Annotated in this window: 10 protein-coding genes; 7 read left to right on the plus strand and 3 right to left on the minus strand. The window is 64.7% G+C overall.

The genetic code is table 11. From position 1 onward, the window contains the following. The first annotated feature begins 275 nt into the window (after positions 1-275). From F455_RS0116150 to F455_RS0116165, 4 genes are all read left to right on the plus strand, one after another. Entirely contained in the window at positions 276-2174 is a 1899-nt protein-coding gene (locus F455_RS0116150; RefSeq protein ID WP_026293459.1) for a M61 family metallopeptidase, read from the plus strand. A 53-nt stretch (positions 2175-2227) separates the two neighbouring features. After that, the gene (locus F455_RS0116155; protein WP_018974356.1) at positions 2228-3724 is read left to right on the plus strand and encodes a transglutaminase-like domain-containing protein; all 1497 of its coding nucleotides are present in this window, start codon (positions 2228-2230) and stop codon (positions 3722-3724) included. A 165-nt stretch (positions 3725-3889) separates the two neighbouring features. After that, entirely contained in the window at positions 3890-4678 is a 789-nt protein-coding gene (locus F455_RS0116160) for a L,D-transpeptidase family protein (RefSeq protein ID WP_018974357.1), read from the plus strand. Then, the gene (locus F455_RS0116165; protein WP_018974358.1) at positions 4675-5910 is read left to right on the plus strand and encodes a dicarboxylate/amino acid:cation symporter; all 1236 of its coding nucleotides are present in this window, start codon (positions 4675-4677) and stop codon (positions 5908-5910) included. The genes F455_RS0116160 and F455_RS0116165 overlap by 4 nt, the downstream gene beginning before the upstream one ends. Positions 5911-5935: 25 nt before the next feature. Here F455_RS0116165 and kdsB read toward each other — a convergent pair whose 3' ends face one another. Next, positions 5936-6697 (minus strand): 3-deoxy-manno-octulosonate cytidylyltransferase, encoded by a 762-nt coding sequence (gene kdsB, locus F455_RS0116170; RefSeq protein ID WP_018974359.1) that lies wholly within the window; start codon positions 6695-6697, stop codon positions 5936-5938. A gap of 67 nt (positions 6698-6764) precedes the next feature. Next, positions 6765-8378 (minus strand): amidohydrolase family protein, encoded by a 1614-nt coding sequence (locus F455_RS0116175; protein WP_083918991.1) that lies wholly within the window; start codon positions 8376-8378, stop codon positions 6765-6767. A 380-nt stretch (positions 8379-8758) separates the two neighbouring features. On the opposite strand from F455_RS0116175, the gene F455_RS0116180 reads away from it, so the two are divergent. The 3 genes from F455_RS0116180 to F455_RS0116190 all read left to right on the plus strand — a co-directional run bounded on the left by F455_RS0116180 (position 8759) and on the right by F455_RS0116190 (position 11025). Beyond that, positions 8759-9634, plus strand: coding sequence for a DMT family transporter (locus tag F455_RS0116180; protein WP_051084227.1), 876 nt, complete (start codon positions 8759-8761; stop codon positions 9632-9634). Positions 9635-9703: 69 nt separating this feature from the next. Beyond that, a complete protein-coding gene (locus F455_RS0116185) occupies positions 9704-10321 on the plus strand; it encodes a hypothetical protein (protein ID WP_018974362.1) in 618 nt (205 codons plus the stop codon). Between the two features lie 71 nt (positions 10322-10392). Further along, the gene (locus tag F455_RS0116190; protein WP_157578937.1) at positions 10393-11025 is read left to right on the plus strand and encodes a hypothetical protein; all 633 of its coding nucleotides are present in this window, start codon (positions 10393-10395) and stop codon (positions 11023-11025) included. A gap of 4 nt (positions 11026-11029) precedes the next feature. Here F455_RS0116190 and ispG read toward each other — a convergent pair whose 3' ends face one another. Beyond that, on the minus strand, positions 11030-12277 hold the full coding sequence (gene ispG, locus F455_RS0116195) for a flavodoxin-dependent (E)-4-hydroxy-3-methylbut-2-enyl-diphosphate synthase (RefSeq protein ID WP_018974364.1): 1248 nt from the start codon (positions 12275-12277) through the stop codon (positions 11030-11032). Positions 12278-12335 lie beyond the last annotated feature (58 nt).

A 12335-nucleotide genomic window follows, 5' to 3' on the forward strand; every position in this document is an offset into this window, starting at 1 on the left:
CGGCGCCGCGCGCCCTCGGAAACCGCGGTCTGACGCGAAAGCGCGGGCGTCGGCAAGAGCGCCCCCAACAGACGCCGGGCGGGCTGGAGTCGCCTCTACGCGCGCGGAGCGTCCATGTACGATGCGCGCCGATGACTGTGTCCGCGCTGCGCGAACTGCCAAGCAAATCCGTGCTCGCCGCCGAGACTGCAGTCTTTAGTCTTTCCCGGAGCGCAGAAATTCGCGCCTGGCGTCGCCGCCAAACGGGAAAACCATCGAATCATTTGGAGGGCGGAATGAAACGATTGACACGGTTGCTCGGCGCAGCGGCCCTGGTGGCGTCTATGCCTTGCATGGCAGAAGCAGGCAACGACGTGCCAACCGGCACCGTCGCGCTGACGGTACGCCTGCCCGATCCGGGTCAGAAACTCCTCTACGTGCACGAAATCATTCCCGCCAAACCGGGACCGCTGACGCTCTACTACCCGAAATGGATTCCCGGCGACCACTCGCCCGACGGGCCGATAGAGCAAGTCATGGGCTTGCAGTTCACGGCCGGCGGCCAGCACATCGCATGGCGGCGCGACGAGCTGGACCGGTTTGCATTTCATCTGACCGTGCCGGCAGGTGTGCAGCAACTCGAAGTCGATTTCCAGTTCCCAGCGGAAAAGCGAGTGACGCCGAACCTGATCGACCTCACCTGGGATCACGTCGCGTTGTACCAGGCGGGGTCTCCGACCAAGGCGCAACTCTTTCAACCGACGCTCGTGATTCCCGCCGGCTGGCAGCACGCGAGTGCACTGGAGACGGCAACTCAAGACGGCGGTCGCATCGCGTTCAAGCCCGTGCCGTTCGATATGCTGGTCGACTCGCCGGTGATCGCCGGAAAATATTTCCGCTCGATCGAGATCACGCCGAAAGGTTCGAAGGTGCAGCGCTGGCTCGACATGGTCGGCGATTCTGCGGCGGCCATCGGCATTTCCGACAAGCAGCTCGCCGGCTTCCGCAATCTGATCGCACAGGCGCAGGCGCTGTTCCACTCGCATCATTACGACCGCTACCACCTGCTGTTGACCTTGAGCGATCACACCTCGGTCGGCGGCCTGGAGCATCACCAGTCGAGCGACGACCGCGCGCGCAGCGGCGCGAAGATGTTCGCCGATGCCGACCACTTCATGCTCGACGGCTCGCTGCTGCCGCACGAATACACGCATTCGTGGAACGGCAAGTTCATGCGTCCCGCCGGTCTTGCGACGCCCGATTTCGAACAGCCCATGCGTCCCGAGCTGCTCTGGGTTTACGAGGGACTGACGGTTTACCTCGGCGATGTCCTGACCGTGCGCAGCGGCCTGTGGTCGGCCGACACCTGGCGCGAGGCCGTGGCCTACCGCGCCGAGGAAATGGTTCGCCGCACCGGCCGCGCCTGGCGGCCGCTGATCGACACGACCGTCGCCGTCGACTACTCCGCGCCGAGCGCGTGGGCCAACTGGCGCCGGCAAAACGACTTTTATCGCGAAGGCCAACTGCTGTGGCTGGCCGTCGACATGAAAATCCGCGAGCTGAGCCACGACAAGCACTCCGTCGACGATTTCGCGCAGATCTTCTTCGGTGTCGACGACGGCAGTTTCGTCGTCCACGCCTACACCGTCGACGACGTCGTCGCCGCGTTGAACAAGGTGCAGCCCTGGGATTGGGCGAATTTCCTGCACGGCTGGGTGAACGGCACGGACGAACGGCAAGTGCCGCTGCTGTCCGGCATCGAGGCCAGCGGCTGGAAATTGGCCTACGCCGACAAATCGTCCGGTTACCAGAATGCGCTCGAAAACGTCGGCAATGGCGAGCTCGAAGGCAAGGGCATCAACGCGATGTCCACGCTCGGCGTGTTCCTGCACGACGACGGCAAAGTCGCGGACGTGCTCTGGGACGGTCCGGCGTTCAAGGCCGGCCTCGCGCCCGGCATGAAACTCGTTTCCATCGACGAGCGCCCTTTCAGCGCGGCCGTGCTGCGTGAAGAAATCATCGCCGCGCAGCAGAGCAAGAAGCCGTTGCAACTGAATTTGGAACACGACGGCGTCAACGAACTGCACGCGATCCAATACGATGGTGGGCTGAAATACCCCGTCCTGGTCCGCGTCCCGGGCAAGACCGACTACCTGCAACGAATCCTCGCGCCGAAACCGGTTGGCAAGGGCTAGTGACGCGGCAAACAATGGCGCAGCCGGAAGCGAGGCGAACATCGATGCACAGGATGCCGATTGAAGCAAAACGCGGCTCGCGTCTGCATATCGCGATATTGACCGCGCTGTTGGCGATGGGGCTGCCTGCAGCCGCTTGCGCCGGTGCGAACGGCGGCGATCTGCGCGCGGTCGTCGATCTCGTGACCGCCGGGCAATTCCACGCGGCCGCAGCGCGCATCGACGCCGGATTGCAGCAGCCGGACCTGTCTGCGGCAACGCGCCGCGCATTCGAGTTCCAGCGCGAACGCATGGCGCGCATGCGCTACGACTTCAGCCTCGACGCCGATCAAGTCGAGTCGAAGCTGCGCGAGAAGATTCCCGATCTCAGCGATGCCGATTTCGCGCGCTGGGATGCGCAAGGCTTGTTCGAGTTCATGGTCATCGACGGCGAGCGCAAGTATTTCAAACGCTCGCCATCCAACCTGTTTCACCTGAGTGCGGAAGCGCGCGCACGCGGTAACGGGCTCGCTTCAACCGCCGACAGCGGTCTGCCCAAAGACGTCAACGACCACTACCTCGATTTCGATCAGCAGACGATCCGCCAGGCGCTGGCGACGGGCCACTCCAGCGTGCTGCCGCAGCGTGTGCGGGTGACGCAGAAATTGACCGTGGATGCCGATGCGGTGCCCGCTGGCAAGACCATCCGCGCATGGATTCCCTACCCTCGTGCGATCAAGGGCCAGCAGGAAAGCATCCGTTTCGTTTCCAGCGAACCTTCCAAGCATCGCATCGCGCCCGAGTCGGCACTGCAACGCACGGCGTACCTCGAAGCAACGGCAAAGGCCGGCAAGCCGACCGTGTTCTCGGCGACCTACGAAGTGACGCTGCAGTCACAATTCCACGCGATCGAGGCGGACAAGGTCGTGCCGGCCAAGATCAAGCCCGAGCTCGCGCCGTTCGTCGCCGAGCGTGCGCCGCACATCGTGTTCAGCGAACCGCTGCGCGTGTTTTCCCGGCAGGTCGTCGGCGATGAAACCAACCTCTACCGCATCGCGCAGAAAATCTTCGCCGCGGTCGACGAGATTCCCTGGGCCGGTGCACGCGAATATTCGACGATCGCCAATCTCAGCGACTACACCTTGCATGCAGGCCACGGCGACTGCGGCGAGCAGACCCTGCTGCTGATCGCGCTGATGCGCCTGAACGGTATCCCAGCGCGCTGGCAGTCCGGCTGGACCTTCACCGCCGGCGACTACGAGAACATCCACGACTGGGCCGAAATTTACCTTGCACCCTACGGCTGGATTCCCGTGGACGTCACTTACGGTCGCCTCGACTCCGCCGATCCTGCGCTGAAATGGTTCTACCTCGGCGGCCTCGACAATTTCCGCATTGCCTTCAACGACGACTTCGCGCAGGAGTTCGTTCCGCCCAAGCGTTTCTTCCGCTCCGACAACGTCGATTCGCAGCGCGGCGAAATCGAATGGGACGAAGGCAACCTTTACTACGACAAATGGAACTACGCCTTCAGCTGGAAAATCCTGCCGTCGAAAGGAACCTCTGAATAAACGTAGCGAGCGAAGACAGGTCGCGCGTCGCCGGAGCGCAGGAACCGGAGTTTACGAATAGTAAATGAGGATTCCGAGCACCGCCGGCGCGTGGGCTGCCGAGCACAGTAGTTTATTCAGAGGTTCTAACAGAATTGACTGTTACTCCCAATCCCGCAGGTTCGCATGTTTGCCAAGCGCCATCGCATCGCCTCCCTCACCTCGCTGCTTCTCGTGGCCGTGCTGTGCTTCACCGGTTGCGCCGCTTCTTCGACGCAGACCAAGCCGCGCGATTTGCCTTGGCGGGATTCGCGTCAACTCGTGCTCGTGATCATTCCGGACTGGAATGCCGACCACGGCCGCCTGCGCACCTATGCGCGCGACGATGGGCACTGGCGCGCCGTGAACGCGGCGCAACCGGTCACGATCGGCCACGCCGGGGCTGCCTGGGGCCTGGGCTTGAACGCAACGCACGCCGACGGCCCGATCAAACACGAAGGCGACGGCCGCAGCGCGGCGGGCGTGTTCCGCATCGGCGATGCATTCGGCTACGCCGACCACGCCGACACCGGGCTGGCGTATCGCGCCTTGCAGGCCTCCGACTACTGCGTAGACGTCGACGGCTCGCCGATGTACAACCGCATCGTCGATGCGAATGCGGTCGATGCGAAAGGTTCGACCGAACCGATGCGCCGCGACCTGCACATGAACGGTGACCAGCGCTACCGCCTCGGCTTCGTCATCGAGCATAACGCGGCCGGCCAAAGCGGCGCAGGCAGCTGCATCTTCGCCCACCTGTGGCAGTCGCCGACCGACACCACGACGGGCTGCACGGCGATGAGCGATGTCACGATGCAAGCCATGCTCGCCTGGCTCAAGCGCGAGGACGCGCCCATCTTCGTGCTGCTGCCGGAGCGCGAATACGCGCGCCTGCAGGCACAATGGGATCTTCCGCCAGCGGAGGTGCAACCTTGAACGCAACGACGCGCGTGCTGATCGGTCTGGTGCTGGGCGCGCTCGCCGGACTCGCCCTCGACGCTTACGACTCCGCCGTTGCGGTAAAGGTCGCAGACTGGATCCAGCCCCTGGGCCGCCTGTGGCTCAATGCGCTGCAGATGACCGTGGTGCCGCTGGTGTTCGCACTCGTTGTCGTCGGCGTCAATGCGGCGAGCGACGCGGCCGCGTCGGGACGCATCGCGCGGCGCGCGCTCGTCGTATTCGTCGTGCTGCTGACGATCGGAGTGACCGTGGCGGCAGTGGCCGCGCCGATGTTGTACGGCCTGTTCACGCGCCATCCTTCCCTGGCCGCGGCCCTCGGTGGCGCAGTGTCCGCGGGTGCGCCGTCGGCAACGCAAGTCGGCTGGGCCGACTGGCTCAACGGCATCGTGCCGAGCAACGCGCTGATGGCCGCCGCGCAGAGCGCGATGCTGCCGCTGGTCGTGTTCGCCCTGTTCTTCGGCTTTGCCGTGTCGCGCATCGAGGCGGCTCGGCGCGAACTGCTGGTGACTTTTTTCCAGGCGATTGCCGATGCGATGATCGTCACCGTGCGCTGGGTGCTCGAGGCGGCGCCGTTCGGCGTGTTCGCGCTGATCCTCGCGGTGTGCGCGCGCGCGGGCATGCACATGATCGGCGCGCTCGGCGTCTACGTGCTCGTCGAAAGCACGCTGTACGTGATGGCCACGCTGCTGATGCTGCTGGTCGCCTGGCTGTGGGGCGGCGAAAGCTTGCGCCGCTACGTGCCGGCGCTGGTGCCGGCGCAGATCGTGGCCGCGAGCACGCAGTCCTCGCTGGCCGCGCTGCCGGCGATGCTGGAAAGCGCGCAACGCCTGGGCTATCCGCAGCGAATCGCGGCGCTGGTATTGCCGATGGCGGTGAGCCTGTGCCGGTTGACGAGCCCGGTGCAGTACATCGCTTCGTCGTGCTTCATCGCCTGGGCGCTCGGCATCGACCTCGGCCCCGCGCAACTCATCGCGGGTGCGGCGCTCGCGGTCGTGATCAGCCTCGGCGCGGTCAGTCTGCCCGGACAGGTGAGTTTCCTTGCGACCAACATGCCCGTGGCGCAGGCGATGGGCGTGCCGGTGGGGCCGCTCGCGCTGATGCTTGCGGTGGACGCTCTGCCCGATGCCATCGGCACGGCGGGCAACGTCACTGCCGACATCACCGCGGTCAGCGTGGTGACCCGCCAGTCCTCGGCGGATGCGGCTTGAACGCGATCGCCGACCAAGCCCGGCGCTATTTCCGCAGTAGCTTTTCTGCGTGGGCAAGATCCTCGGCAGTATCGACACCCGGAGGAAATATTTCCGGCGCGATGCGCACGGCAATGCGATAGCCATGCTCGAGCGCGCGCAATTGCTCGAGCGATTCGGCGCGTTCTAGCGGCGTCGGTGCAAGCCGCGCGAAGGTGCGCAGGAAGCCTGCGCGATACGCGTAGATGCCGATGTGGCGCAACAGCGGCACCTGCTGCGGCAACGCATCTCGCGACTTCGCGAACGCGTCGCGCGGCCACGGCACCGCGGCGCGGCTGAAGTACAACGCGTGACCGTCGCCCGTGCAGACGACCTTGACGCAATTCGGGTTGAGGAATTCCTCGATGCTCGCGACCGGCGTCGCCAGAGTCGCCATCGGCGCGTCGCCTTGCGCGAGCGCTGCGGCGACCTCGCGAATGCCGCTCGCCGGCGCGAGCGGTTCGTCGCCTTGCAGGTTGACCACGATCGCGTCGTCTGGCCAACCCAACGCCTCCACGCACTCGGCGAGGCGATCGCTGCCCGAGGTGTGATCGGCGCGCGTCATCGCAACCGTCGCGCCGGAACCGTCAAGCGCCGCGACGATGCGCGCATCGTCGGTCGCGACGACGACCTGCGCCGCGCCGGCCGCCTGCGCACGGCGCACGACGTGGCGGATCATCGGCTCGCCGGCCAGCGGCAGCAGCGGCTTGCCGGGCAGGCGCGTCGATGCATAGCGCGCAGGAATGGCGACGATGAAAGGCTGCGTCATGCTGGCGATGGTTCGCGCTGTTGTTGCGGGGCCTGCATCATAGTGCAATGCCGCGGCGCGATTGAATTCACGGCTGCGGCAACCGCTCGATGTGGCGCTTCGCCTTTTCCTCGGCGACCATCTTGCGCACGTCGGCGAGCAATTGCTTGGCGTCGAACACGATGCCGTCCTTGATCGTGTACTCAACCCCGCCCACGCGCTGCACCTTGCCGTCCTCGCCGAGGCGGATATGGCCGGTGCCGTAGAGCACCTTGAAGTTGCCCAGCGGATTTTCCTTGAGCACGACGAGATCGGCGAACTTGCCGGGCTCGATCGTGCCGAGTCGCTGTTCCTCGCCGAGCGCCTGCGCGCCGTTGAGCGTCGCTGCGCGGATCACCTCGAGCGGATGGAATCCGGCTTCGCGCAGCAGCTCGAGTTCCTGGATGGTGCCGAAACCGTAGAGCTGGTAGATGAAGCCCGAGTCGGAGCCGACCGTGACACGGCCGCCGCGGTTCTTGTAGTCGTTGACGAAGCCCATCCAGCGCCGATAGTTGTCGCGCCAGGCGACTTCGTCCTCCGTACCCCAATCGAAGAAGAAGCTGCCGTGGTGGTCGCGGTTCGGCGTGTAGAAATCCCACAGTTGCGGCAAAGTATACTCCTCATGCCAGTCCGCGCGCCGCGCGCGCATGAGGTCGCGCGAGGCGTTGTAGATCGTGAAGGTGGGGTCGATCGTGAAATCGAGTTTGAGCAGTTCGCTGATGACGGCCTCGTACTTGTCGCTACCCTTGGTCGCGGCCTGCGCCCACAGGCGCCCGGCCTGGCCGAAGCGGTCGGCTTCGTTGTTGTAGTTGTATGCCGGCGGGTAGTCCTGCACGGTGCGATCGTCGAACAGCGCTTCGGGCAGGCCGTACCAGTGTTCCATCGAGGTCAGGCCCCAGCGCGCCGTGGTCAGCACGTTGACGCGCGCCACGTCGAGCTGCGCGTGATGGCAGGCGCTGCGCATGCCCAGCTTCTTCAGTTCTGCGAACGCGGCCTCGAGCACGTCGGGCCGGTAGCCGAAGCATTTCATGCCGACGATCCCCTTGGCTTTCATCTCGCGCACCCACTCGCGCGCCTGCTCCGGCCGTGTCATCGGCGCGTGCTCCTTGAAGCCGAACGCGGCGTACGCAAAGATGCGCGGCGCGGTGATCGCGTTCGCCGCGCTGCGTTTGGCCTCGCTCACACACCAGTCGACGCCGTTCATGCAGCCGGGCTCGCGCACTGTGGTGATGCCGTTGCCAAGCCAGAGCTTGTAGACGTATTCGGCCGGCGTACCCTGCTCGGCGCCGCCGATGTGGCCGTGCATGTCGATAATTCCAGGTATGACGTAGTGGCCGCTAAGATCCATCTCGCGGCCGCCTGCGGCGAGCTTGGGCCGCTTGTCCGCATCGATGGTCGCGCCGGGATTGCCGACCGACTGCACCTTGACGATATGGTTGCCCTCGATCACCACGTCAGCCGCCCCGAACGCCGGGCTGCCGGTGCCGTTGATCACGGTGACACCGCGCAGGATCAGCTGCGAATACGGCCCTTCGCCTTCGTGACGCGGCGGTGCTGGTACCACCTCGCCGCTCGGTTGAGCGGGCGCGGCCACCACAAACGAAACGTCGTGCGTGCAAAGCAGGGCCACAGCAAGCGCAGCTAGTCCGACCCGATTACGCATGACATCTCCCCACTGGCAGCCGTCGAGTCTGGATAAAATATCAGAGATCACGCGCCACGGCGGATCGCGCATTCGGCGGCCGCGACGCGGGACGCACAGAACCCATCCGCATCGCACAAGACAACGGCGGTATCGGCCATGACCATTTTGGCTCCGTGTCATGCAAACGAATCGGACCGGGTCTGTTTGCCCGACATGCGATAATTTTCCCGGTCGACGCGAAACCGCCAGATTTTCTCCATACGCATCGAACACCCTATGCCCATGCCGCGCAAATGGACCCCGACTCGTGTGCTGCGGTGGACGATCTGGACATCGCCGCACCTCGGCTTGATCGAGTTCACTTGTTGAACCGCTCGCCGCTCTACGCCCCCACACTGATGGCCGCGAGCGCGGTGTTGTTCGCGCTGATGGCGATCGCGCTGCGCTTCGCCACTGCGCAGGTCAGCGCGTTCGAGGCGGGTTTCTTCCGCAGTCTGTTCGGCCTGGTGTTCGCACTGCCGCTGCTGATCAAGCCAGGACTCGGCATGTTGCGCACGCGCAGCTTCGGCCTGTACCTGGTGCGCGGCACGACCGGCACGCTGTCGATGCTCGCGAGCTTCTGGGCGCTGGCCCACCTACCGCTCGCGCAGGCGATATCGATCTCGTACTCGACGCCGCTGTTCGTCACCGTTGGCGCCGTGTTCATCCTCGGCGAAATCGTGCGCGCGCGACGCTGGAGTGCGGTCGTGATCGGCTTCGTCGGTGTGCTCATTATCATGCGCCCCGGGGGCATGCATTTCTCGTCCGACATGTTGATTGCGCTCGCCGGCGCGGCATTCGCGGCGATGTCGTATATCGCGATCAAGTATCTGTCGCGTACGGAATCGCCCGACGCCGTGGTGATCTACATGTCGGCGATCATGACCGTGATGTCGCTGGTGCCTGCACTGCTGCACTGGACCTGGCCCGACGCGACGGGCTGGTTCTGGCTCGTGCTGACCGGTCTGCTCGCGACCATCGCCCAGGTATGCATGACGCGCGCCTACCAAGCCGGCGAAGTGTCGGCGCTGATTCCGATCAACTTCATCCAGTTGCCGGTCGTGGTTGCTTGTGCCTGGTTCGCATTCGGCCAGACCATCGACACGGCAACCGTGATCGGCGCGGTCATCATCATAGGCGCGAACATCTACATCGCGCGGCGCGAAGCGATGCTTGCTCGTCACACCGTGACCGACCCGAAGATTGCGCCGAGCGAGTCGGGACAATCCGCTTGAGAGCGCGTCGCGCGTCCGCCGATGCCCTGCTTCGGTTACATTTCGCGCATCACACCCGGGACAAGCAGCATGGGCAACGAGGAAAACGGCATCGGAACGCAGCTGAGGCAGACCACGGCCCGCGTTCGCTTCAGCGAAATCGGCAGTTTCTCCGCGCTGGCCTTCAGCCTGCTGGCGCTGGTGACCTCGGTCTACCAGACTCGGCTGATGCAGTCGCAGACCGAGCTGATGCAGACGCAGGCGCGCGCGAGCGTCTGGCCCTACGTCACGATCGGCAAGAACGAGGACACCACTCCAGGCCGCGAGGCATTTTTCTGGCGGGTCGACAACAACGGCGTCGGCCCGGCGAAGATCGAGTCCGTGCGCGTGCTGGTTGACGGCCAGCCCTATCGCAACTGGAAGGACGTGTTCGCCAAGATTGCGCCCGACCAGGAATTCCATGGCCAGACATCCTCGCTCAACGGCATCGTGCTGCCGCCAAGCACGAATCGCGAAACGGTGGTCGAGATAGTCAAGCCGAACACGCCCGAGCGCGCCAAGGCGTTCCAGACGGCGGTGCCGCGCACGACGATCGAGGTGTGCTATTGCTCGGTCTACGACGATTGCTGGCTCGTGCATTCGCTGCAGACCGAGAACAAGCCCGTGCCACGCTGCGAGACCAAAGACAGCGTGCAGTTCGAGCAGTAGGTACCGCGGTTTCTGGCCTCGCGCGCGTCGCCGCGCTACCCTTGCCGCAGATTCCACGTACGCGCACTTGCATGCCTAGCCCTCCACAACATCCGGATGAGGATTCCGCCGCGTCACTGGCTGAATCCCGGTCCGCGCAGGCTACTGCTTCGGCGCGGCAGTCCTCGACCGCACAACTCAGCAGCATCGTCGCGCTCGCAGTCAGCGTGCTCGCGCTCGCCACGGGTGCTTACCAGACGCGGCTCATGCAGGCCCAGGCACGCGCGAGCGTGTGGCCGATCGTTTCGCTGGGGCTGAGCTACTTCGGCAACCGCGACAACGGCGGCTTCACCTGGGAGGTCGAGAACAACGGCGTCGGCCCGGCGCTGATCAAATCGGTCACACTGAGCCTCGACGGCAAGCCGATGCGCAACTGGGACGAGGTCTTCCACGCGTTGTTCGGCCACGGCCGCGAAAACGCGACCGTATCGAGCATCAACGGCAACGTGCTGCCGCCGAGCACGAACCGAGAGACGACGATCGCCGCGATCCGCACGGCGCAACCCGACGAGGCCAAAGCCCTGTTCGAAGCCAAGGACCGCTTCAAGATGAGCGTCTGCTATTGCTCGGTCTACGACGAGTGCTGGGAAGCGCAGTGGCTCAAGCGCGACGTCACCCCGGTCACGCAATGCTCGGTGGCCAACACGGTGCAATTCGAGCAGTAGCCGCTCACGCTGCGCGCTGGGCGAATTTTGTTGCGATGTAGTTTTCGACGACACCAACGAATTCCTGCGCGATGTGGTCACCGCGCAAGGTCATCGCCTTGGCACCGTCGATGAACACCGGCGCGGCGGGCGCTTCGCCCGTGCCGGGCAGCGAAATGCCAATGTTCGCGTGCTTGGATTCGCCCGGACCGTTGACCACGCAGCCCATCACCGCAAGCGTGAGGTTTTCGACGCCGTCGTACTTGATGCGCCATTCGGGCATCTTCGCACGCACGTGCTCCTGCACCGTCTTGGCGAGTTCCTGGAAAAACACGCTGGTGGTGCGCCCACAGCCGGGGCATGCGGTGACCAGCGGGGTGAATGCGCGCAGGCCCATCGTCTGCAGCAATTCCTGCGCGACGATGACTTCGCGCGTGCGCGATTCGTTCGGCTCGGGCGTCAACGAGATGCGGATCGTGTCGCCGATGCCTTCCTGCAGCAACACGGCGAGCGCCGCGCTCGAAGCAACGATGCCTTTCGAACCCATGCCGGCTTCGGTCAGGCCGAGATGCAGCGCGTAGTCGCAGCGTGCGGCGAGGTCGCGATAGACGGCAATCAATTCCTGCACGCCGGAAACCTTGCATGAGAGGATGATGCGCTCGCGCGCCATGCCGAGTTCCTCGGCGCGTGCAGCCGAATCGAGCGCGGAACGGATCAACGCCTCACGCGCGACGTGCGCGGCATCCCACGGCTCGGCGCGCGCGTGGTTCTCGTCCATCAGCGCGGCGACCATGGCCTGATCGAGCGAGCCCCAGTTCGCGCCGATGCGCACGGGCTTCGCGTACTTCAAGGCAAATTCTATAATTGTGGAAAATTGAACATCGCGCTTCTTGCCGAAGCCGACGTTGCCCGGATTGATGCGGTACTTCGCCAGCGCCTCGGCGCAGGCCGGCTCGCCGGTGAGCAGCTGATGGCCGTTGTAGTGGAAGTCGCCGATCAGCGGCACGCCCACGCCCTGCATGTCGAGACGCTCGCGGATCCTAGGCACCGCTGCCGCAGCTTCCGGCGTGTTCACTGTGATGCGCACGAGTTCGGAGCCGGCACGAGCGAGCTCGGCGACCTGTTTCGCGGTCGAGGCTACATCAGCCGTGTCCGTGTTGGTCATCGATTGCACGACGACCGGCGCACCACCGCCAATACTGGTCCCCGCAATCTTCACTGCTATGGATGAGCGCCGCGGCCAGATGCCGGTTGCGGAATTGCTGGAATTCATTGGCGCATGCGTGGCGGAAATCCTGATTTTAACGCATTCGCGCTGTCCTATCCGAGAT

This window comes from Rudaea cellulosilytica DSM 22992, from assembly GCF_000378125.1.
Classification (GTDB): domain Bacteria; phylum Pseudomonadota; class Gammaproteobacteria; order Xanthomonadales; family Rhodanobacteraceae; genus Rudaea; species Rudaea cellulosilytica.

What these genes read in the sequence shown, in the direction of transcription:
- F455_RS0116150 (WP_026293459.1), top strand. Translation starts at nt 276, where the DNA reads ATGAAACGATTGACACGGTTGCTCGGCGCAGCGGCCCTGGTGGCGTCT.
- F455_RS0116155 (WP_018974356.1), top strand. Translation starts at nt 2,228, where the DNA reads ATGCCGATTGAAGCAAAACGCGGCTCGCGTCTGCATATCGCGATATTG.
- F455_RS0116160 (WP_018974357.1), top strand. Translation starts at nt 3,890, where the DNA reads ATGTTTGCCAAGCGCCATCGCATCGCCTCCCTCACCTCGCTGCTTCTC.
- kdsB (WP_018974359.1), bottom strand. Translation starts at nt 6,697, where the DNA reads ATGACGCAGCCTTTCATCGTCGCCATTCCTGCGCGCTATGCATCGACG.
- F455_RS0116175 (WP_083918991.1), bottom strand. Translation starts at nt 8,378, where the DNA reads ATGCGTAATCGGGTCGGACTAGCTGCGCTTGCTGTGGCCCTGCTTTGC.
- F455_RS0116180 (WP_051084227.1), top strand. Translation starts at nt 8,759, where the DNA reads ATGGCCGCGAGCGCGGTGTTGTTCGCGCTGATGGCGATCGCGCTGCGC.
- F455_RS0116185 (WP_018974362.1), top strand. Translation starts at nt 9,704, where the DNA reads ATGGGCAACGAGGAAAACGGCATCGGAACGCAGCTGAGGCAGACCACG.
- F455_RS0116190 (WP_157578937.1), top strand. Translation starts at nt 10,393, where the DNA reads ATGCCTAGCCCTCCACAACATCCGGATGAGGATTCCGCCGCGTCACTG.
- ispG (WP_018974364.1), bottom strand. Translation starts at nt 12,277, where the DNA reads ATGAATTCCAGCAATTCCGCAACCGGCATCTGGCCGCGGCGCTCATCC.